18 protein-coding genes and 5 pseudogenes are annotated in these 22,463 nt (G+C 34.1%); 12 read left to right on the forward strand and 11 right to left on the reverse strand.

The genetic code is table 11. The annotated features are described in order from the left end of the window. Positions 1-299 precede the first annotated feature (299 nt). The gene (locus R0F62_RS04505; protein ID WP_264374374.1) at positions 300-1,898 is read left to right on the forward strand and encodes a hypothetical protein; all 1,599 of its coding nucleotides are present in this window, start codon (positions 300-302) and stop codon (positions 1,896-1,898) included. Here R0F62_RS04505 and R0F62_RS04510 read toward each other — a convergent pair. Further along, positions 1,890-2,318, reverse strand: coding sequence for a hypothetical protein (locus tag R0F62_RS04510; protein WP_317051414.1), 429 nt, complete (start codon positions 2,316-2,318; stop codon positions 1,890-1,892). The genes R0F62_RS04505 and R0F62_RS04510 overlap by 9 nt on opposite strands. Between R0F62_RS04510 and R0F62_RS06800 the strand changes: the two are divergent. Beyond that, a pseudogene (locus R0F62_RS06800) lies at positions 2,214-3,057 on the forward strand (IS5 family transposase). The gene R0F62_RS04510 and the pseudogene R0F62_RS06800 sit on opposite strands and share 105 nt — an antisense overlap. A gap of 465 nt (positions 3,058-3,522) precedes the next feature. Beyond that, on the forward strand, positions 3,523-3,864 hold the full coding sequence (locus tag R0F62_RS04525) for a protein-disulfide reductase DsbD domain-containing protein (RefSeq protein WP_233641163.1): 342 nt from the start codon (positions 3,523-3,525) through the stop codon (positions 3,862-3,864). A 156-nt stretch (positions 3,865-4,020) separates the two neighbouring features. Here the strand turns inward: R0F62_RS04525 and R0F62_RS04530 are convergent. The 3 genes and pseudogenes from R0F62_RS04530 to R0F62_RS04545 form a co-directional block, all read right to left on the reverse strand. Continuing rightward, positions 4,021-4,981, reverse strand: a pseudogene (locus tag R0F62_RS04530) (IS110 family transposase). Between the two features lie 179 nt (positions 4,982-5,160). Continuing rightward, the gene (locus R0F62_RS04540; RefSeq protein ID WP_190321476.1) at positions 5,161-5,307 is read right to left on the reverse strand and encodes a hypothetical protein; all 147 of its coding nucleotides are present in this window, start codon (positions 5,305-5,307) and stop codon (positions 5,161-5,163) included. Positions 5,308-5,314: 7 nt separating this feature from the next. Then, positions 5,315-6,263: pseudogene (locus tag R0F62_RS04545) on the reverse strand (IS5 family transposase). A gap of 40 nt (positions 6,264-6,303) precedes the next feature. Here R0F62_RS04545 and R0F62_RS04555 point away from each other — a divergent pair. The 4 genes from R0F62_RS04555 (at position 6,304) to R0F62_RS04570 (ending at position 11,007) form a co-directional block, all read left to right on the forward strand. Continuing rightward, on the forward strand, positions 6,304-6,438 hold the full coding sequence (locus R0F62_RS04555) for a hypothetical protein (protein WP_256437683.1): 135 nt from the start codon (positions 6,304-6,306) through the stop codon (positions 6,436-6,438). Positions 6,439-6,638: 200 nt separating this feature from the next. After that, a complete protein-coding gene (locus R0F62_RS04560; RefSeq protein ID WP_274979139.1) occupies positions 6,639-7,982 on the forward strand; it encodes an alanine:cation symporter family protein in 1,344 nt (447 codons plus the stop codon). A gap of 35 nt (positions 7,983-8,017) precedes the next feature. After that, positions 8,018-8,176 (forward strand): hypothetical protein, encoded by a 159-nt coding sequence (locus R0F62_RS04565; protein ID WP_274979140.1) that lies wholly within the window; start codon positions 8,018-8,020, stop codon positions 8,174-8,176. A gap of 152 nt (positions 8,177-8,328) precedes the next feature. Next, positions 8,329-11,007, forward strand: coding sequence for a hypothetical protein (locus tag R0F62_RS04570; protein ID WP_095742669.1), 2,679 nt, complete (start codon positions 8,329-8,331; stop codon positions 11,005-11,007). Here the strand turns inward: R0F62_RS04570 and R0F62_RS04575 are convergent. From R0F62_RS04575 to R0F62_RS04595, 5 genes and pseudogenes are all read right to left on the reverse strand, one after another. Then, positions 10,999-11,595: a Maf family nucleotide pyrophosphatase gene (locus R0F62_RS04575; RefSeq protein ID WP_010082554.1), complete on the reverse strand. Its 597-nt coding sequence runs from the start codon at positions 11,593-11,595 to the stop codon at positions 10,999-11,001. The genes R0F62_RS04570 and R0F62_RS04575 overlap by 9 nt on opposite strands. Continuing rightward, positions 11,573-11,836, reverse strand: a complete 264-nt coding sequence (infA, locus tag R0F62_RS04580) for a translation initiation factor IF-1 (RefSeq protein ID WP_007550159.1) — start codon at positions 11,834-11,836, stop codon at positions 11,573-11,575. Before infA ends, R0F62_RS04575 begins: the two co-directional genes overlap by 23 nt. Before the next feature lie 112 nt (positions 11,837-11,948). After that, positions 11,949-14,426: a coiled-coil domain-containing protein gene (locus tag R0F62_RS04585; RefSeq protein WP_316660083.1), complete on the reverse strand. Its 2,478-nt coding sequence runs from the start codon at positions 14,424-14,426 to the stop codon at positions 11,949-11,951. A 251-nt stretch (positions 14,427-14,677) separates the two neighbouring features. Beyond that, positions 14,678-15,406, reverse strand: a pseudogene (locus R0F62_RS04590) (IS5 family transposase). A gap of 103 nt (positions 15,407-15,509) precedes the next feature. Beyond that, complete coding sequence (locus tag R0F62_RS04595) at positions 15,510-16,787, reverse strand: adenylosuccinate synthase (RefSeq protein ID WP_070357042.1); 1,278 nt, start codon at positions 16,785-16,787, stop codon at positions 15,510-15,512. Positions 16,788-16,967: 180 nt separating this feature from the next. Here R0F62_RS04595 and R0F62_RS04600 point away from each other — a divergent pair, with 180 nt between their 5' ends. Continuing rightward, a complete protein-coding gene (locus tag R0F62_RS04600) occupies positions 16,968-18,572 on the forward strand; it encodes a hypothetical protein (protein ID WP_274978978.1) in 1,605 nt (534 codons plus the stop codon). A gap of 51 nt (positions 18,573-18,623) precedes the next feature. Here the strand turns inward: R0F62_RS04600 and R0F62_RS04605 are convergent, their stop codons facing one another. Continuing rightward, positions 18,624-19,040: a GNAT family N-acetyltransferase gene (locus tag R0F62_RS04605; protein ID WP_083250453.1), complete on the reverse strand. Its 417-nt coding sequence runs from the start codon at positions 19,038-19,040 to the stop codon at positions 18,624-18,626. Between the two features lie 8 nt (positions 19,041-19,048). Further along, on the reverse strand, positions 19,049-19,759 hold the full coding sequence (ccmC, locus tag R0F62_RS04610) for a heme ABC transporter permease CcmC (RefSeq protein WP_010962525.1): 711 nt from the start codon (positions 19,757-19,759) through the stop codon (positions 19,049-19,051). Between the two features lie 135 nt (positions 19,760-19,894). Between ccmC and R0F62_RS04615 the strand changes: the two genes are divergently transcribed. From R0F62_RS04615 to R0F62_RS06805, 4 genes and pseudogenes are all read left to right on the forward strand, one after another. Beyond that, on the forward strand, positions 19,895-20,725 hold the full coding sequence (locus tag R0F62_RS04615; protein ID WP_274978979.1) for a pyruvate, water dikinase regulatory protein: 831 nt from the start codon (positions 19,895-19,897) through the stop codon (positions 20,723-20,725). A 49-nt stretch (positions 20,726-20,774) separates the two neighbouring features. Further along, positions 20,775-20,903 (forward strand): ribosomal protein bL36, encoded by a 129-nt coding sequence (locus R0F62_RS04620; protein WP_191111540.1) that lies wholly within the window; start codon positions 20,775-20,777, stop codon positions 20,901-20,903. 49 nt (positions 20,904-20,952) lie between these two features. After that, positions 20,953-21,267, forward strand: a complete 315-nt coding sequence (locus R0F62_RS04625) for an FtsB family cell division protein (RefSeq protein WP_010962526.1) — start codon at positions 20,953-20,955, stop codon at positions 21,265-21,267. A gap of 79 nt (positions 21,268-21,346) precedes the next feature. Then, a pseudogene (locus R0F62_RS06805) lies at positions 21,347-22,424 on the forward strand (IS3 family transposase). The last annotated feature ends 39 nt before the right edge of the window (positions 22,425-22,463 follow it).

A 22,463-nucleotide genomic window follows, 5' to 3' on the forward strand; every position in this document is an offset into this window, starting at 1 on the left:
TACCCCGTACTAAAATTTCAGATATTATAGCCTTTTACTTGTTTCCGGACAACCTCTAGTAGCGGAATGACGAATTTTTGTTTTTCAAATTGTCAGTAAATCTAAGTCAGTTTAGCTATATAAAACATAGTATAAAAAGAGCTATTTTAGCAAAATTTTAAACAAATAAAGTTAATTACTTCACAATTCATACCTTACGAGAAAAGCACATTTGATACAGATTTAAAATACAAGTTAACGAATTATTATGATTTTTACCAAGATAATAATATAGTAAGGTTTGGTAGTGAGGTATCAAAATGGAAAAATACACCAACGCATGGTTTAATAAGAAAGATAATCATGATTGTGCAAATGATGGCACTTGCGGGCAATCTATAAAGGATTTTAGGATTGGTAATTCTGATATTTCTTTTTTTGATAGTAACAAAAACTTAATTGCCAAAGTACCTAAACTACCAAAGTATTCTAGGGATAAATATGGGCATCAATTGTATAAGGAAGCTGAGTCAAAGCAGTTCAATTATTTTTCCACAAATATACATGATGTTTTGTCTAACAGCTTTACCGTTAAATACGGGTATATAAATTGTACTATAAAATACGACAACTTATCTGAGCAGGAACAAAACCAAATAGAAACAGACATTAAAACTGCCTATGAAGCATTTAAAGAAAAGTTTTGCTTGAAAAATAGTAATGCAAGTTACAATATAACGGTTCACATTTTTAATAATAGAAGCGATTATACAAAGTATAACAATCTTCTCGGCTTAGATGAAGATGGTGGTCCAGGATATATTACACGAGGAGTAACAGATTGTCAGAATATTCTGACATATAAGCAAAGTGCCATGGATTTTGTTCTAGGTCATGAGCTAGGCCACATATTTCAATTGTGTTTTTCACCATCGGCAACAGTCCAAACTTTGAGTATTCTGGATACTGAACTCATAGCAAATGTTGTTGGACGAGAAGTAGAAGAAAAAAATTATAAAGCTATTTGCAAGCAGATGGGTGTAGATGAATATAAATACGATGGATGGAGTTTTATTTTTAAATACATAGGTACAACTGGTAGTGTATACCGCCTAAACCTTTCAGAAGAAGAGAAATTTCAAATTATACAACGTGTCAAGAGTTCTGGACTAGATGAATATGAAGACCATGGATGGATGTTTAAATTTAAATATAAAGATACAACTGGTAGTATATACCTCAAGGACCTTTCAGAAGCAGAGAAATTTCAAATTATACAACGTGTCAAGAATTCTGGACTAGATGAATATGAAGATCGTGAATCAATGTTTAGTTTTAAATACAAAGGCACCACTTATAGAGCAGAACACAGAGATTATCTTTCAGCAGAAGAAGAAAAACTTCAATTTATCAAAGACATTAAGAACTCTCATGAATCGCTCGTTAGTGAATGTGATGGATTGGGGAATGAGAATACAACTTTAGTGATTTACGTTGATGAAAATAAGGAGATAAGTCAAATGTATTTTCATAATCTAGACAAGAATATATTCAAATGGTTAGATAAGACACTTATAAGCAGAAGTAAACCTGAAGAAGATGTGGATGACACAGCAGGAAAAGAGCCTGAACCAGAATCAGCCGAAGAGGATACTCAGCAACCCAGTAATTTCTTATCCAATATTTTTTCAACAATTAAATCCATTATTGATTCTATCTCATCACTCTTTTCATGGTTATTTGGGTCGAAAGAGAAAGAGTCTAATCAACAATCTGATGATAATCCTTCTTTGTTTAAGCTCGATGCTAATGAGTTAGATCACGAAGTTAAGCCTGATGCCAATGAGTTAGGTCACGATGTTAGAGATCACTTATCAGACAATTATAACCATTACAACTCATCTGATGGGCTAATGTAATATAGCTAATTTACAGTATCTGTTCAGATGCATGGCTAATGTACAAATATTGAAACAAAAATTCCAGTGCCCCTGTGATGTCATTCCAGTGCTTGACACTGGAATCCAGCTTTTAATCGAAAATGTTGTATAGTACACAATCAAATTTTCTAGATCCCAGTGGGCTTTGTTGCATCGCTCAAGTGAAAAGAACTGGCAGTTACTGACAAAATTCATTATAAATAGCCATTTAACTGTTGAAGAAAAAATATGCCACAAAAAATGAGAGTCAGTAACTGCCATGAATATAACAAATTTCTCCAAGAAAGAGGAAGCATTTTTTGTTATATCAATGACGCCATAGAAAATTGGTACGAGAATTGTCCAAAAATGCAGGGCGGCAACTATATTTATAGTGATAAAGTTGTGATTTTGGTGCATATAATCGTCAGTTTCTTTAGAATTGGTTTAAGACAAACAGTCGGGTTTATAAAAGGGTATTTGCAACAAATAGGAAGAGATTTGCAGCTATTCACAAGCATCAAAAGAAACTTAATATTAAGATAAATGATTGCAGAAAATAATATGGAAGATATCGAAATTGCTATAGACAGTACAGGAATTAGTATATACAACAACACACAGCAAGGAAAATAGCACTGACAGAAAATATCGTGGCTATGAGCAAACGAGAAAATTGCACGTAATGTTGAATATAAACAACAAAAAAGCCATAGCTGTAAAATACAGTAACGGCTGATCACTATGGAGCTTGTGATTTGCTAAAAGAAGTTGATTTTCAGCATGCCATAAAAGCACTATATGCAGATAGAGCATGTGATAGGCACAAGTTTTATAAGTTGTGTAACGAATATGATATAAAGACAAAAATTCCACCAATAAACAATGCGGCAGAACATCCAGAAATAGATTATATGTCTGACAGGAATGCTGCTATTAGGTTAATAAAATTATACGGTGAAGATGGCATGAAAGAATGGAAAAAAGAAGTAAATTATGGGAAAAGATCTTATATTGAAGGGTTTTTGTCAAGATTAAAGCAAATATTCGGATTTAGTTTTAGGAATAAATCTGAGATAAATCGAGAAAAAGAACTAAATGCTATTTGCTTAATAAATTCACTGATATTGGTATGGCTAAATTTGAGATAGTTACATGAATTTACCATAAATCACCATCTCATAAAGTGTGATGCAACAAAGCCATCCCAGTGCCAAGCACTGGGATGACACCCTCCTTATGGGCCAAAATCACAATGTTCGTACAGTTGTGGATTCATTCGCGGTATCTCGGCATAGATTCCGCTAACAAGTAGCGGAATGACGAATTTGTCGTTTTTCAGATTGTCGTAAGTCAGTTTAGCTATAGCATAATGCTATATTAATAAATAATCTATATAATACTATTAAATATAATAATTAAAATCTAAACTACTTTCTCTATAAAAGGAGAAATTTACCTTAATGAAAATATATATATATTTAATATTATTTTTATTTTTTTCTTGCGCTCAACTATATGCTGACGAGGAAATTGCAAAATTTGATTTACTTATGGCGAGATAAATGAAGCAAGCTTCACTCTTAAAGGTGCAATAAAGGTTACAGTAGAACCAGGCTGGCACATATATTATAAAGATCCTGGAGATTTTGGCCTTCCCACGTCTATTAGTTACAAAGGTAATGCATCAGATATAAATATTCACTGGCCTATTCCAAAGGAACATAAAGATAAAGTAGGGAGAGAGACGTTTGTAAGTAACGTATATGAGGATATGGTATTATTTCCCTTTAAGATGAATATATTTTTAAATCAAGGGTATATTGACCTTAACTTCCATATAAATTATGCGATATGTAAAGATAGGTGCATCCCTAAAAATGTTGAGATAAAAATCAGGCAACCATTAAAGGATTTTATAGATTCTGATATCAATAAACTTATAAATGAGTGGTATGAAAAATAGAGTTCTCATGGGGTAGGTGTCATTCCAGCGCGTGACACTGGAATCTCATTTACTTTTTTGTTCACTATGTGAGGAACTTGGGCCTACAAGTATATAAACATAATGGGTTCGCATAAAAAATTTAGATCCCAGATACTGTTTCTGCTGTCAAACAAATTATCCAACAAAATTACAATTAAATGGTTGATTATTTTTAAGAATACCAAAAAAGACATGCATTAATTTTCGCATTAACGCAAGAACTATGACTTTTGGACATTTGCCTTTACTTGCTAGACGCTGACAAAACTTTTGAAAATGATTATTATGGTTTTTGACTACTATAGCTGGCATATAAAGAGCTTTTCGAATACGCTCAGATCCTATTTTGCATATGCAACTTCTCTTACTTACTGACGATCCCGATTGATAATGTCCTGGATTTAGACCAGCAAAAGCTGTAAATTGTTTAGCATTGTCAAAGTTATCAACTGATGGCATTTCTGCAACAACAGCAACAGCAGTAAGATATCCTATACCTTTTATAGTCTTAAGGTTTTCCACCATATTTTTTAGATGTGGATAGTTATTTATATGCTCATTAATTTCTTTTTCGAGAACAATAGTTTGCTCCTCTATTGCCAAAATTACTTTAGATATAGCTTCTTTGCAACTGGAATGCATATTTTTGTTTTCCAAGCGATTTGTCTGTTGCACCTTATCATCTTTTAGCGATTGCATGCAACGGTAAAGCTCCCTCAAATGCCTCATTTCAGGTGCAATGGGCTTCCAAAGAGCAGGTTTGTTGGCGATACAAAATCTAGCTATCATAGCTGCATCTGATTTATCTGTCTTATTTCTGAGCAGCTCACTTTTGCCAAAAGCTTTCTGGGTTTACTATACTGACATTATGTCCTAAATCGTGCATAAAAGTAGCCAAATCTTCTCCATACCAACTAGTTGCTTCAAGACATAAATGAGTAAGATTTGCTCCATGGCCATTGCACCAAACTACAAATTTTGCAAAACCATCTTGATTATTTTGAAAGACTTTGTGTCGTTTTTTACTGTCCACTAACAAACAAACATCAAATTTCTTTTTTGAAATATCCACACCCAAAATAGCATTTACTTGCATAAAATTGCCTCCAAGACTATAAATAAACTGAGAGTTTAGACTAACCTTGTAATACGGGATATAATTCCAAAAGATACTGTTCAGTCTTTAACTCTATGGGAGGGAAGCAAAATCTGGCTTAATGGCATTAGTGTCGCATCAGCTTCACCCTCCCTGTGAGGTATTTTAGCTCTAATGCCTCACATCATAAAGATACAAGTGTCACGCACTAACTGTACGAACATTGAGATATAAGAGTAATTTGTACCAAGAAAAAAGATGTCATCCCAGTGCCCAGACACTGGGATGGCTTTGTTGCATCGCTCTTCGGATAGTAGGTAACGCACAATAAATTTATGAAGCTATCTCAAATTTAGCCATGCCTATTTCAGTAAATTTGTTAAGCAAATAACATTTGAGTAGCAGTTCCCTCTCACGATTCATTTCAGATTTGTTCCTAAAACTAAATCCAAATGTCTTTTTTAATCGCGAGAAAAAACCTTCTATATAAGATCTTTTTCCATAACTCATCTCTTTTTTCCACTTCTTTATACCATCTTCATCATATGACTTTATGAGCTTGACTGCAGAATTTCTCTCAGCCATATAGTCTAACTTTGGATGCTCTGTTGCGTTGTTTTTCGGAGGAATTTTCGTTTTTATACCATATTGATTACACAGCTTATAGAGCTTTTCTCTGTCATATGCCCTATCTGCATATAGTACTTTTATGACATACTGAAAATCGACTTCTTTTAGCAAATCACAAGCTCCATAGTGATCAGAGTAGACACCGTTACTGTATTTTACAGCTATGGCTTTTTTGCTGTTTGTATTCAACATTACATGCAATTTTCTTGTCTGTTCATAGCTGCGATACTTTCTATCTTCGCTATTTTCTTTGCTATGACCAGGAGTGTTGTTGTATATACTAATTCCTGTACTGTCTATAGCAATTTCGATATCTTCCATATTATTTTCTGCAATCATTGATCTTAATATTGAGTTTCTTAAACCTTCTTGATGATTGTGAATAGCTGATAACTTGCAAATTTTTCCCAATTTGCTCAAGGTATCCTGCTATAAACCCAACTGTTTGCCTCAGGCCTATTCTAAATAAACAAGTTATTATGTGCACCAAAATTACAACTTTATCGCTATAAATATTGTTGCCACCTGGTATTTTCGGACCATTCTCGTACCACTTTTCTATGGCTTCGTTGATATAATGAAAAATATTTCCTCTTTTTTCTAGAAATTTGTTATATTCGCTATGGTTACTGACCCTCATTTTTTGTGGCATATTTTTTCTTCAACAGTTAAATCGCTATTTATAATGAATTTTGTCAGTAATCACTAATTTTTCTGCTGCTATGCAACAAAGCTCACTGGGATCCAGATTGGACACTAAGTTGGTGAGTATAAAAGTAGCTAACCTTATGTTAAAACACAATATTTTTGGTGAGGGGTTGCATTAAAAGCTGGATTCCAGTGTCAAGCACTGGAATGACATCGTCTTAACATTGTACCATATTACAATGTTCGTACAGTTATGTGTCACGCTACTTGGATGACAAGAAAAGGTTTCTAGAATGACGGAAACGAAGTCATACATAGAAAATAGGTTAGGTATTTTCAATTTTTGTTGTATACTCAAATAAAAATCTCACTTTTACAGATGGATACAGTAAAGTTTGTTTTATTACTGCCAACAATATTACTCATGCTAATTGCTGGTGTTTACCTATCGATTAAACTAAAATGGCTACAGGTATTTAGATTACCATACGCCCTTTCACTCCTTGGAGCTAAAAAAGGAGAAAATAAATTTTCTTCTATAGCCGCTCTGTTTACAATTTTAGGGGGAAATTTAGGAGTAGGAAATATTTCAGGAACTGCTGTTGCTCTAAAAACCGGAGGACCGGGCTCTATTTTATGGATGGCAATAATTATTGTTATCACTTCTGTGATAAAATATGTCACTTGTTATCTAAGTATAAAAACCAGAAAGGAAAAGAACGAACGGTTTATAGGTGGCCCTGTAGCCTACATGACTGATGCGTTTAACTCTAGGAAGGCCACAATTGTCTTTCTAGTTATCATGATGATGGTTTCAATAACAGTTGGTAACCTTGTTCAGGTAAATTCTCTATCAATACCACTTAATATGATAGATGTGCCTGTAGTTGTTGGTGGCATTGTAATGGCCATAATATTTTTTGTTGTTGCAGCTCTCAGCTTAAAAAAAATTAAAATTTTTATATCGGCTATGATACCGATAATGACGGTAAGTTACCTCACACTTTGCGGTATCATATTATTTAAATTTAGTGAAAATATTCTTCCTTCTCTAAAACTAATAACAAGCAGTTTTTTTACAACTAGTAGCTTTAACTCTGGTTTATCTCTAGGTTTGATTTTAGAAATGTTGACTATTATTCAAGTTGGAACTTTGCGAGGTATTTTTGCAACAGATATAGGGCTTGGCCTCGAAGGAATCGTACATTCTTCAATTGTTCCTAAGAAAAATAATAATAAATTTATTATTGAACAGAGCCTAATCACAATAATATCGCCTTTTATAGTTGCATTCATAGTGTTTATTACAACAATGGTACTGCTTGTCACAGATTCTTGGGTCACTGATTTAGAGAGTACTAACATGTGCATATTTGCTTTTAGAAAAGCTATGAATTGGCCCTATATTGACTATTTAATTATGGCCATAATGTTTTGTTTTGCCTTTACTACTATTTTTACTTGGTTTTTTTGCTCAAAACAGACAATACGCTATGTGTCTATGGATAATAAATACACTAAAATCTGGATTGTAATTTTTACCATGATCATTCCGCTTGGTGCGATAGGTAAAGTCCGGTTGCTATGGGATGTTGCTGATATCTCGATTGCTGCTTTGTTGTTTATCAACATACTCGCTATACTCAAGCTAACCTCTCAAGATCCAGAAGTGTTTACTATGAGTAGCAGATATTTGAAGTTGCAAAAACAGAGCTATAGCTAAAGCAATTTAGGCTATGCAGCTGTTGTGATATAAGAGTGATTTCCGCCAAGAAGGATGTCATCCCAGTGCCCAGACACTGGGATCCAGGAATCTTGATTGGCACTAAGTTAGTGAGCATAAAAGTAGCTAATCTTATGTTCAAACACAACATTTTTGATGGGGTTCGTGAAAGGCTGGATTCCAGACTGGAATGACAACTTAAATCGTTTGATGTTACCATAAAATAGCTTGTGTTATCACATTAGTAACACAACCTTCCTTAATAAAAATTCAACCAATGCTTGTGATAATTATATTAGCTAGTATTAGCTAGAACTAAAGGCAGAGGGTTATTAGTGAGGGATATATGGGCACTAACGATACACAACAAGAACACATTTATAATGAGCGCATTCAAGAAATTTTTCCTTTATTTGATAAAATAAAAAAGGAAGACGACCCAATTTATAATGCTAGAGTTGATTTTAACACAGTAAAGTTTTTAACAAAACACGCCAACTGGAATTGGGACGAAGAAGAAAACAAAGATAAAGCATATGGAGTTATTCTTCAGAAATGCGACAAGACAAAGAAAGCTGGACAAGACCTTGAAAGTGAAGTTAAAGAAAGGTTGAAAGAGTATGTTGATGATGTTGCAGGAGTTTCAATATACGGTAATCACGCAAGTATTACGCTGGGAAATAACAAAAAAGAGTTTAAAATCAGCGAATTTTTAAACAGTGATTTTTGTGAGAAGAATGAAATCTCGGGATTTTCAACATTGCATAGTGATGGAAAGAGCGGAATGCATGGTTTTGTTGCCGAGGAAGAAGGGAAAAAAATAAGACATTATGTCGTAACTGATGGTTCATATGAAATGACTTTAAAGTGGTATGCGGAGGGGAAGGAATGTAAGATCAAAATTAAGATTGATGCTAACGGTGTAGACCTTGTTAAAGGTGATGATTTTTCTCTAGAACGGTTAGAAGTAAACAGAGATGTAAAAATAGGTGGTTTATTCTTGCATGAAATACAATTCAGGGAGAAAGGACAAGGAAAAGCGAATGAGATGCAACATAATAAAGACAGTAACGAGCTATCATCTGAAACTACAACAAGAATTGATGTTAATAGAGGTGTTAGCGTTCAAGCTACTGATATAACTCAAAAAAAAGAAGACCACCATTCACATTTTGGACTACAATCTAACAGCAGAAGGCAGTCTTACGATAGCGGAATTGGAAAAGATTTTGACGATAAAATTAATTCTCAGGAGGCTAAAGAAAAGCGTGAGCTTAGACAAGCAGCACGAGAAGCAAATTCGGGAGGTCAAGTTTATAACCTACAATCGCTTTTTGAGGAGAATCCTCAGAACAAAAAAACTCCTCCGCCACTTCCACCTAGAACTAGTTCACTACCACCTAAAAAAGGTGTTTTCGATGAGCAAGGGGGAGCCAAATCTGGAAGCCAAAAACCAGATGACTTGCGCGAAAATGAGCAAACACCTAATAATCAGCAAAAAGGTGCAACTTCTGATTCTTCAGATAGTTCTACTTTCACCAAGTCTGTAAGCCACAATCAAGATAATAGGCAAGAAGATGAACGGTATGACAATCCTACATTTGGACATGCTGTACCTGGAAGCCAAAAACCAGATAGAAGTGAGCAAACACCTAATGATCAGCAACAACCTAAAACCCAGCAACAAGAAGGAAATAGCAAAGGCGATCTGTTACAAGACATCAGAAATTTCAAGAAAAACAACTTACGGCACATTGATGTTGATGATAGAAAAGCATCAATTGCAGGAAGTAGAAAAAATAACCCATCACCGTTAGAGACATTAAAGGACATAATTCCTTATTCATCTTCTCCAGATAACAGTGATAACCAAGATGCTAGTGATGCTAAGTGGAAAGAAAGTGAACAGCCGCTCTCTGCTACAGCACTCAATAATAAAAGTGACTCGGGCTATTCATCTCCAACTCATGACAATAATGAACAATCTCAAGTAAATCCTGAACAGTTAAAGAAGAGCTTAGAGAACATTGAACAAAGTGATCAAACTCCACCTGAAAATCTTCTTAAAGAAATCAGAGATAGATCACAGCAGGATAATAGAGGATTAAGGCAAGTTGATCCTACTGATAAACTGTCACAAGATAAAGAAGATGGATTGCAAAAAGACGATTTAGCAGATGTAAAAATAGTGGAAGGTCCAACTATTAGTGTCTCTGCTTCAACACCAAATAGTATAAGTGATTCAGGCTATATATCTCCAACTAATAGTGATAGTAAATCTCAAACAGATTTAAAACAGGTAGGAAGGAAATTAGAAGAACATATTAGACAAAGTAATCTAACTCTATTTGAAGAACTTAAAAATACATTAGGTCAAGAAAATCTCGGGTTAAAATCAGCTGATCAGAGTCAGATTAGCGAAGAAACTAAAAAACGCTTGAGAGAAGTTGGGTTGCTAAAAGACAGCTCAACAGACATAAAAGCAAACGATTCGGGCTATTCATCTCCAACTCATGACAATAATGAACAATCTCAAGTAAATCCTGAACAGTTAAAGAAGAGCTTAGAAAACATTGAACCAAAAGAAATCGGAGATACGAGTGAGTTAAAAGGAGCATTGGGAAACCCGGATAAAGGGTTAAGAGAACCGGCACAACAGGCTACTAAAGAAAATATTCCTAAAGATTCATTCTCAGAAAACATTTTAGAAAAGATAGGAGAAGGTAAACAATATGACCCTATACGTAAGTGGTTAGAAAAAACAGTGGCAGAACGAGAAAATAATGACACTAATCCAACTGTAGATAAAAATAGCGAACTATATAAATTACTAGAGAAAGATGAAGCACAACTGAAAGCTGGAGTAATAGAAGAAGAAAGAGGAGATACTTTAACAGAACACACTGATGGTTATGATCGCAATAGAATTGCATTAGCTAACAGAAATAAAAGACCACTAGATTGGGCTAAACAGGTTGCTGAGTCACAACAAAAAAAAGATACTAATAAAGGTATTTCAATATAAATTGAAGTTAAAATAATTGCTTAGCAAACAATAGGTTTCATGTAATGGTAACCCTATAACGGAAGAGTAGGAGCCGCGTAAGAACAATACGAACACTCCAGCTAGGCCTTGTATATTGCATCCCCCCGCCCTATTTTTCCACTCTTCTGATGCTAAATAATACTTAATTTCTTGTTCACTGAGACGTTTAAATTTCACTATTGTAACCACAGTCCTGATATGTTGTTTAGATTGATCGGGAGTTAATAGACATACACTGGTGTATACTCTATGCCTTCTTCCTGATAACAAGCGGATACATTTTTCTGCTTGCTCAACGTTTTCAGCTTTGAGCAATATCCTTCTACCACAAGCAACAACTGTATCAACACCAAGCACAAAATAATTTGGATTTAAACTTTGTATTTTCTCAGCTTTACTTTTTGCCATACGGATTGAGTAATCCTTCGGAAGTTCCTTTTTTAAAGGGGCTTCATCTATATCTGCTGGCAAAATTAAACCTGGCTCAATGTTTATTTGTTTTAGTAAAGCTATACGCCTTTTCGATGATGAAGCAAGAATAAGATTATTTAGAGATCGTTCTGTCACTTGTACCTTTAAGCCTTCTAATGATCCTACCCTTTCTCGCATTCCTATCGTAAATGCTCATCTCAACTAACACCCTATCCCCTATAATGATGCGTATTTTACTTCTTCTCACTTTCCCTGATACATGACAGATAATCTCATGTTCATTGTCCAGTTTCACTCTAAATTCTGCTGCAGGTAGTAAAGCAGTTACTGCCCCTTCCACTTCAAAAATTGTTTTCGATTTCTCGTCTTTTATCATATGTTATATTATAATTTAATAATCTTTTTTAGTCTACTATAGATTTTAAATTATTATCAACACAAAAGACCTTTTGCGCCCCACTTAAGTTGCAACTTAACCCCAACCATCTTCACAATGATACCCTACCTACGTTTCTACTCTCTGCCACCTTCTCAATAGAACTTATAGGACTTATGTTGAAAGATAAATCATTATCACAATTTTCTTCATCGCTATCAAGTCCACTATCAACGCTTAAAGATCTGAGTAATGTTGTCTTCTCTCTCAGTGGAACATAAGACTCATTATCAACGCTTGAAGATTTGGATAACCTTTTCTTCTGTCGTGGAGCATTACCAGACTCATTAGAAATTTCTCCCGTTAATTGATTGTTGAAGCTCCTTTGTTCATCAGCACGAATTTTTTCTTCCAGTCCATCAAGCATTCCTACCAATTCATCACCCCATTCATTTTCTTCTTCTAATAATTGTTTACACTTTTCTTTCTCACGCTCTAGCTCGTTTCTTAACTCTTCGACTTTATCTTCATCTTTAGTGAGTTCAAGTGTAAGCACCTTATCTCCTGGAAATTCCTCGTACTCGTTTTCTAGTTCTTCAATGTTGAGTTTTAGTCTCTCTTCTCCAAGTGTATCTTGTAAATCGCTATCCTGCCTATCTGATTCTTTAATCTTTTGCTCAATTTCTACTTGTACCTTATATTCCTGATCTAATTCTCTTAGCTGATCTTTCAAGCGCTCTTTCTGCTGGCGTCGTTCAACCATTATCTGTTCCGCATCTTCTCGTGCTTGATTTAGCTCTTTTTCCAAATTCTTCTTTCCTGCATTAACAATTTTCAGCTCTTCCTTTAGCTTTCTTTTTTCTTCATATACACCTTTAAGTTCTTGTGCTTTCCCTTGTAGCTCTTTTAACACACCTGCTAATTCTTCATTTTTTTGTGCCAGTTCAGTTTGCAATTCCGTGTTTTTTTGCTCCTCTTTTTCAAACCTGTCTTGTAAATTGCTATTCTGCTTCTCTAACTTTACAATTGTTTGATTAGCTTCTGCTTGGGTTGTTTCTAGTTTCTCCTGTAGTCGCTGATTTTCTTGTATTAATTCATGGTGCTTTTTATTTATCACTTGCAACCCTGCTTCTATTTTTTGCTTCAATTCAACAGCTTCTTTTTTCAAATTTGACATTTCTTGCTTCAATTCAACGTTTTTTTCGGACAGCATCTGATTATTTAAAATCAATTCATCCATTTGTTGTGAAGCAAATTCTGTCTGAGTTCCAGTGTGCTGTAAATTGACTTCCGTTTTAGTTTCGATTTGTTGTGAAGCAACTTCTGTTTGAGTTTCAGTGTATTGTAAATTGACTTCCGTTTGAGTTGATGCATTGCTATTAATAGAAGGAGGAAGGCTATTGTCAGCATCAACTTTAGGGTCTAATTCCCCCTCTGGTTCCTCGCGATAGGCCGCTATAGACTCATTTTGAAAATTATTATTAGCAGTAGGTACAACATCAGCAGCCTTACCTTTTTCTAGTACAGCATCATATAAGGAGAGACCTTGAATATATAATTCATCGTTTTGCTTTATTAATTCTAAGATCTCATCCGATAGCACAAAATCTTCATCATTAAATTTTAGTACTTCAGTTATGCCATCGCTACTCACATTCATAATCATGGTACACATTTCGGATCCATCCTTTACAGGCCAAGTGCTTTTCATTTCATAATATGCGCCCTCTTTAAATTCATAATATCTTTCCTTACCTTTCCGATGAGAGTGTATTTCATGTTTTTTATTGCAACAGATATTCAGCTCTTTCATATCTTTCTCTTGCTGTAAAATGTCACTAATCCTGATTTGCTCACTTCTATTGTAATTAATAAGATTGATATTCAAAACTCTATGAGTGTTATCAGTTTCTGTGTAATAAGCTCGAAACTCTACGCCTTTCTCTCCAAGATATTTACTTGCAGCTTCTTTTCCCTGCTCTGCCAACTTTATGCATTTATCTATATCTTCCTTAAAGCTCTTATTAGCAGACTCTGTTACTGCTTTATCTATGTACGTTTTTTTAAAATCTCCATCATTTATTAGGTCATAAAAACTCCACTTATCCCCAAAAGCCCTCTGCACGTAAGTGAAATTCTTTTTTTCCTTTAGTTTTCCTAAGAACCACACCTTTTCTTTCAGATTTTTTAGTTGAAAGCTTACCCTTGCCTTTACACTAGAGTTTTTGGCAGGAATACTAACTTCTTCTAATTCTTTAAGTAATTTGTTATTTTTTATAATTGAGGAGCAAAACTTTACAATAGCAGAATTTGCAAACGAAGGATCTTTTTTTATATCTTCATCAATAATTTCTTTAAAACGTGCAAATTGAGGTAGAACATAAAAATTGATTATTTCTTTTTCTGATCTTGTTTTATTAGCATAAGAGATATCACCTAATTGTGAATATAACTCTTTTAATGTATAGTAGATAAGCGTAGAGTAATAAACCTCCCTATTCAGTGAAGTTGGTCCAATACACTTTTCAAGTTGATCACCTGTTTTTCCTGCCTCTGCTGTTTTTTCTTCTTTAGCCAAACTTCCAATCATAATACACCTCCTTAACTATATTTATATTATACCAATTAACATATATTAAAAGAAAGCAAACTGTATAACCTCGCCCTACACTAACTTTTATGATTACTTAATTGTGTAAAAATAACTGCAAGTGTTAAACTTGAGCTTTTATTTTTCATTATACATTTCTTACTACATGTTTATACTGTTGTCTTGCATAATAGACTATTCGAAGTTACACAAGTATTTTTTTTATTAGATAAGAGTTAGTAAGAGCCTGTTCATAATTTTTTCAGAAGTAAGGCAGTGAAAGCCAGAACTACCATTTGTAGGCTAGTATTGAGTTTTCGCTCACAATTTTTCCACAATCTTCTACATTTTTCTAACCAAGCAAAAGATCGCTCCACAACCCATCTTTTGGGCAATACAACAAAGGAACGTAATTCATTTCTTTTGATCACTTCAACGGTTGCACCAATAATCGTTTTTATTTGAGTTACAAAATTCTCTCCAGTATAGCCTGCATCAACCAGTACATTTTTAACTCCCGAGAGGTTTTCTTTTGCATTTTCGACCATTCTCACAGCACTGCTACGGTCAGTTATCTCTGCTGTTGTTGTATAAATTGCATGCTTGCGTATCTACTGCAATACGGCCCTGAAATCTTCTTGCCTGCATCATAGCTTCAGCAGTATCTGCATTTTTTATACTCTGTGCATCAATTATACAGAAGCTTTTCCGACCATTGTTTTGTCGCAATTATTTTTTTTTAATACCAGCTCCAGAACACTTTCTTTATTTACATCTGGTTTTTCACTCCACTTCTTAAAATAGTCGTAACAATTGCGCCATTTTGGGAACTCTTTTGATACCATTCTCCACTGGCAACCACTTTTTAACACGTATAACACTCCACAAAATATATCATGTAAATCAAGTGTTCTTGGTTTTGTCTTCTTTCTGCAAGATTCCAGATCTGCTACAATAATCTCAAACTTTTCTCGACTTATGTCACTTGGTTATAAACTTCGCATATCCTACTTTATATACTTTATCCTCTCACTTTATCTCTTTTTTGAGATTACGTACAGGCTCTAAGATACAAAGACGTTTTCAGAAATCTTTAAGCTTAATAACATCCTCTCTCTTTGGACTAGTTGAGATTAGATGAATTGGTACACCTATTAATTTTTCTAACCCTTCTATATATTTTATTAAATTGATAGGCAATGTTTCAATCGACCTTTTACCTTGAGTGTTTTCTTTCCAGCCAGGAAACTCTTCATATATTGGCTCTAATTCCCCTTGTATTGAATGCGATGCGGGTAAATAATCATACATTTTTCCGCTATACTTGTAACCAGTGCATATTTTAATTGTATCAAAAGAATTAAGCACATCTAATTTGGTTAATACAATGCTTGAAACTCCAGAGAGTTGTACGGCCTGGCGCACTAAAACTGCATCGAACCATCCGCAACGCCTTCTTCTATTGCTCACTGTTCCAAGTTCCTTACCTATAGTAAACAAGCTATCTCCTACTTCATTTTTCTGCTCAGTAGGAAATGGGCCATTGCCCACTCTTGTTGTATAAGCTTTTACCACACCAATAATGTAAGCATTGGAGGATAACCCTGAGCCTGTTATTGCTTGCGATGCTACAGTATTACTTGAAGTAACAAAAGGGTAAGTTCCGTGGTCGATATCTAAAAATGCGCCTTGGGCACCTTCAAATATTATTTTCTTACCTTCTTTCATCAAGTCATTTAATATCTTCCACACAGGTTTTTTATATGAAAGAATTTTTTCTGAAATCTCTTGAATTTCCTTTAATATTTCTTCTTTTTTAACCACCTGGTAGTTAAGGCCTTTCCTGATAGCATTGTGGTAATTCAAAAGAGTATCCACTCTTTTATTGAGCTCATCTGCGTTTTCTAAGTCACAAAGGCGTATAGCTCTCCTTCCAACTTTATCTTCATAACATGGCCCTATCCCTTTGTTTGTTGTACCAATTTTGTGATTTCCATTTAAATCTTCAAATAGCTTTTCCTTGTCCTTATGTATGCTAAGTATTAATGGACAGCTCTCGGATACCATCAAGTTGTTATAGTTTACGTCTACTCCTTTAACTTTCAATGACTCTATTTCTGAGATTAGAGCGTGTGGATCAAGAGCAACGCCATTTCCTATGATAGATATTTTGCCTGGCCTCAAAACAGCAGAGGGCAGTAAATTTAATTTATAAACCTCATCATCTACTACTATAGTGTGCCCTGCATTATTTCCTCCCTGAAATCTCACAACTACATCTGCATTCTCAGAAAGATAATCTACTATTTTACCCTTGCCTTCGTCACCCCATTGCAGACCAACAATTACAATGTTATTCATCATTATTTTCTAGATTAATACATAAATATTAATGCAGTACGCTACAAATGGAAAGAGAAATCTACGCCTTTCCTACACCCCTTAAATAAAGAAATATACTGTCGATTTTCTTAATATATTACCAAATTATTCATCATTATATGATATAACTTACAGCATATTTACAGTAAGGTGTTATTTATGAAAGAGACAAAAGGAAAAAATAATAAGAGTCCAGTAGTTAGATTAAAGGCCACAGCTAAAGAGTTCAATTTTAGTAAATTAAGAGCAGATCAAGATAATAAATTAGCGAATTCCGGTGAAACAATGTTCTTAGATTTTCAAAGGATGAATTTTATTATTAACGGAAAAGAAATAGATAAAAATCTTATTATTGCATTTAAGGAAGGAGCTAAGCACCGCAAAAGCGAACTTTTTAATAGTGATGATATATATAATGACGAAATATTTAACAAAAAAGGAACAAGAGAAATAGATACGGATCATGGCAAAGCTTTTGTTGCTTCAGTACTCGAAGATATTGAGAAAGAGCTTGTAAGTAATGCATTGGGTGAGCTATGGAAAAATTACTGTGAAAATTCCAAAACTGCCAATCATCAAAAAACCGATTCATATAAGAAAGAATTTGAAGAATTTTACAATGCTGGCCAAAGGTATATCCATCTATTACCAACAGAGAAAGATGAAAACAAGGATTACCGTTCCTTTGCAAAAGAAGTTTTCAAAAAAATGTTCAGATACGCTGGGGCAGAAGTTCCAAGTGATGCTATTTTAGAAGAGCTAGTTACCAATTGTAATCAAGCAGGGTATGAGGCTGCTCCATTTATACAAACCCAACTTGCACTTGGACAGTCGTTCATAGTAGAAAATCCTAAAAAAGTAATAAATATTGATTGTGCTAACCAAAATAATGTGAGAATTAGATCTGATATGAGGCTACCAATACTCTCTGTTAAAAATCAAGTTATGCATGGCGATAAGATATGTAATCTGTCTAGTTCATTGGAATTTACAATTGAATCTCACAATGGTGAAGACTTTGTAACATACAGAGATGGTAAATTGTCACTTACTATTCCTAAAGAGTTAAAAAATTATAAAGATAATGGCAAGAGCTTGTTTGACATTATTAAAGAATATTTTCAGCAATTCTGTGCAAAATTAGGATTTAAACCTGAGACAAAAATACAAATAGAGCATGGCTTCGGTGCTCAAAGTAACTATTTAGATGGTACAATATCAACCACAGGATCAGATGCAAATGAAGAATTTATCAATCTTTTAAGCGAAAATCTCAGAGAGAGGTTATTTGGGTCAGGAGTTGCTCTAGAAGATGAAGATGTTGATGATGTTGTTGAAGTCAGAGTATCTACCGTTATAGATCTATTGAGTGATTATGCTAAATTGGAAGATAATAAAGAACACAGAGAGTTATTAATAAGTAAAGTAGCAGATAATTTAGGACTTTCCACTCAAGATAAAACAGCACCAGAAGTATTGATGGAATTAGGCTCTTTACCTTCTTTGACAAAAGGTCAGGTTAAGCATAATCAAGTGCAGTCTGTTGTAAATACTTTTATTAAGTTAATTATTGAAGGGAAAAGCGAAGTATACAAAAAAGGAGGTGCGATTAATGCAATTGATGCAATTCATAAGGAGATAGATAAGGCAATTGTTGAGCAAGAAAAAAAAGCAACCAACAAACAAGATATAGAAAATGATAAATGGACAGATAGAATCAAAAAACAGAATTATTCTGCGGAATCACATGAACATTTACCTTAAAGATATTAGTAGGCTCTTTAAATATTTTAGAGTTCATGGTTACAACGGTTGCTATTTTACAGTGCATCTCACAACACTTTCTTCAAAAATATACATGTTAACATACCCTGGACGTACAAGATCACACTTATACCCAAGCTTTTCATAAAATACTTTCGCTTTTTGAAAATTCATGGTTGCAACGGTTGCTATTTTACAGTGCATCTCACGACCATAATCATGAACTTCTTCCATTAGCTGCTTTCCCATACCTTTTCTTCTATAATCAGAGTGCACCCAAAGCAAGTCAGTGTAAATTGAACCATAGATAACAAAACCGCTACAACCTACAATAATTTGTTCAGTATCATCGCGAATAAAAAAAGCAAATGGGTTACACGTACCTTTATCAACGGTTTCTTCATTAATCTTTTTGAGTAGGAATTCAATGTCTTTGCTACTTGGTGATGTGGTGTGTTCTATTTTCATCTCTCGGCCTAATACCGCATACTGATTTCTCTCTTTATCTTATATAAATTAATTAAGTAAAGTGAATACAGTATCCACACTACTAAAAAAAATGTGGCACAAAACATAAACATTGCAACCAGTGGCAACAGCAGGGAACTTTCTATTGCTATTCCACCTTTTCTCAAAATGCTTGCTGGCTGATGGAGAGTGGACCATAAATTCACGGAAAATTTTACTATAGGAATATTTATAGCACTAAAGATGGCAAATACTGCTGCTGATTTTTCTGCCCTCGCTTCATTATCAAAAGCGCTCCACAATGAAAGGTAGCCAACATATAGGAAAAATAAAATCAGCATTGAAGTAAGCCTTGCATCCCATACCCACCAAGTGCCCCAGGTTCCTTTTCCCCAGATGCTGCCTGTGATTAAGCATATTGCCGAAAAGACTGTCCCTGCAGGAGCAGCAGCATGTGCCAAGACACTAGCAATGCTATTGTTCCATACCAATGAAATGAAACCAAGTGATGCAATTAATCCATATATTCCAAGAGCAAGCCATGCAGAAGGCACATGAATGTACATGATTCGTACAATTTCTCCTTGTTTATAATCTTCTGGAGAGAAGAATAACGCCAAAGACATTCCAATTAAAAAACATGCGAAACAAATAACCCCAAGCCAAGGTAGAGCTTTCTTAGAAAAATAAGAGAAATTTGTAGGCTTTAATAAAAACATTCGTTTTGAGAATAATTGTGTTAAGAATTTACCAATTAGTTTGAGTTTTATCAACAGGATAGTTTTTCTATATTTACGTAGGTCAACAAATTAGCATAATTTCAGTAGCAGATTGCTAGCTATTATTTTTAGTATATGACCCTTAAAAAGCTTAATCTACACTTAGTATCAGATTCAAGTGGTGAAACTGTTATATCAGTTGCAAAATCAGCTCTGAAACACTTTCGTTCTGTAGAAACGATCGAATATGTTTGGTCTTTTGTAAAAGGAGAAGAGCAGATTGACAAAATTCTGGAGGAAATTAATAGGAAAAGTGATGAGCATAATTTTGTTATATGCACTATTACTGATGATGAGCTAAGAAAATATCTAAAAGATAACTGTATAAAGTTGAAAATTCCCTATAGAGCAATATTATCACATATTATTAGAGAAATTTCGTCTTATCTTGAAATTGAAAAAGACGAAAAGCTTGACTTGCATACTGAGATAAATAACGAATATTTTCAGCGCATTGAGGCAATAAACTACACTATTAATCATGATGATGGACAAAATATTCAAGATATTGATAAAGCAGATATAATTTTGGTTGGAGTTTCACGTACATCAAAATCTCCCACCAGTACGTATTTAGCTTACCGAGGCTATAAAGTTGCAAATATTCCTTTTGTTAGTGGAGTACCTTTTTATGTTGACTTGGCAAAATTAAAAAATAAACTAACGATAGGGGTAACAATAGACGTAAGTAGGCTAATAGAAATACGCAAAAATAGACTTACTTCAATTAACAACGAAGATAATAATATATATGCTAACCCTGAGAAAGTAGAAAAGGAAATTAAAGAAGCAGAGGAGCTCTTTAAACAGAGTAACTGGCCAATTATCGATGTCACGCAAAAGTCGATCGAAGAAGTATCAGCAACAATTATACAATATTTTAATAAAATGTTATCAATTGACTAACTCTTGATAAGTGATTATAATGTAAAGTAATTTAATTCTTACTATAGATATGAAAGTCAAAGGGTCGCTAAAATCTCATCGTAACAGAGATAAAAATTGTAAAGTTGTGAAAAGGGGTAGTAAGATTTACATTATAAATAAGGTAAAGCCAAGGTGTAAAGCGCGTCAAGGTTCTTAGCTTTTTGTTCACCTTTTCATGTTATATATTTTTTATATGTGAAAGTACGGTGCTTATATCTAAAAAGAAGCAAAAATTACTGTGTTTAAGCGCAGCCTTACTCATTTCTTCCCTTACATTATATTTCAGCATTAGCACAATTACAGGTAAACGTGGCTTATTGACGTTAATCGATTTAAAAAAAGAAATCGAGTACAATAAACTTTTGCTAAAGGATGTCTCTTCTGAAAAGGAAAAGTTGGACAACAAAGTATTTGGCTTATATGAAAAAAGCTTAGATTTAGATCTGCTTGATGAGCAAGCAAAAAATGCTTTAGGTTATGTGAACCCTAATGAACTTATGGTTGTTCTTGACGTGGAATAGCAGTAGTGACCTTACCCAGAAAAAGTGGAGAGAAAGAAAAGAGTTTTTTTGGGTAAAATAAAATTTTGGAGGATTAGAAATGGTAAGAGAATATACAGCAGAATTCAAATTGGAAGCTGTTAAACTGGCAAATGAACAAAGAAAGGTAGGTCAACCAGTTGCAAAAGTAGCAAGAGATCTAGGAATAAGGGATAGTGTATTAGGAAAATGGATGAAGAAATATAACGAAAAAAAGTCAGCGGCAAATGCATTTCCAGATGTAGCACCTTATGACAAAGAGAGGTTTGATTTACAAAGCAAGAGTAACAAGGGAAAGAGACATTTAAAAAAAAGCCCTGGCCAGTCAAAAAGAGTAAAATATTTTTTTATATAGTAACTGCTATAAAGTACAGGAATTATGTAGGATTTTCTGCTAGTGGCTACTATAAGTGGACCACAAGAAAAATAAGCAGTAGAGAATCAGCAAATAAAGAGCTACTCGCAGCTATTCAAAAAATATATCAAGTTTCTAAATGTAGATATGGAGCTCCTAAAATTCATGCTGAATTGAAGGCTTTGGGTAAAAGTTGCAATTTGAAAACGGTGCAAAGTATTATGCAGAAAAATGACATCAAGGCTATACTGAGAAGAAAGTTTAAAATTAAAAAACAACAAACAGATAATAGAGCTGTAGCTCCCAATATACTAGATCAAAACTTTATTGTTGATCAACCAAATAAAGTATGGGATTACTTACATCAAAACCAAGGAGGGATGGCTATATTTGGCAGCAATAATTCTCACGTATGGTAGTTAATGAGTAGTGCAATAAATAAACAATTGGTTATGAACTCTTTATTAATGGCCATTAATAGGCGTAAACCTGTTAAAAATCTACTGCTGCACAGTGACCAAGGTTCACAATATACTGCGCAAGGGTATCAATATCTCTTAGCTGTAAAGAATATAGATGAGTAATAAAGGCTGTTGTTACGACAATTCTGTTGCAGAAAGCTTCTTTAGCTCATTGAAAAGAGAAATACTTATTGATACTTCACAACACTCTGCTCAACAAACTAGAACTGCAATATTTGAATACATAGAAATTTTTTATAACAAACAACGTCACTATTAACTATTGCATTCCAGAACAATTTGATGCATCATTTTTTTTGTAAAAAACATTCCACACTTTCTCTCCACTTTTTCTGGGTAAG

The organism is Wolbachia endosymbiont of Drosophila aff. chauvacae BK-2020, assembly GCF_032848195.1.
Classification (GTDB): Bacteria; Pseudomonadota; Alphaproteobacteria; order Rickettsiales; family Anaplasmataceae; genus Wolbachia; species Wolbachia pipientis.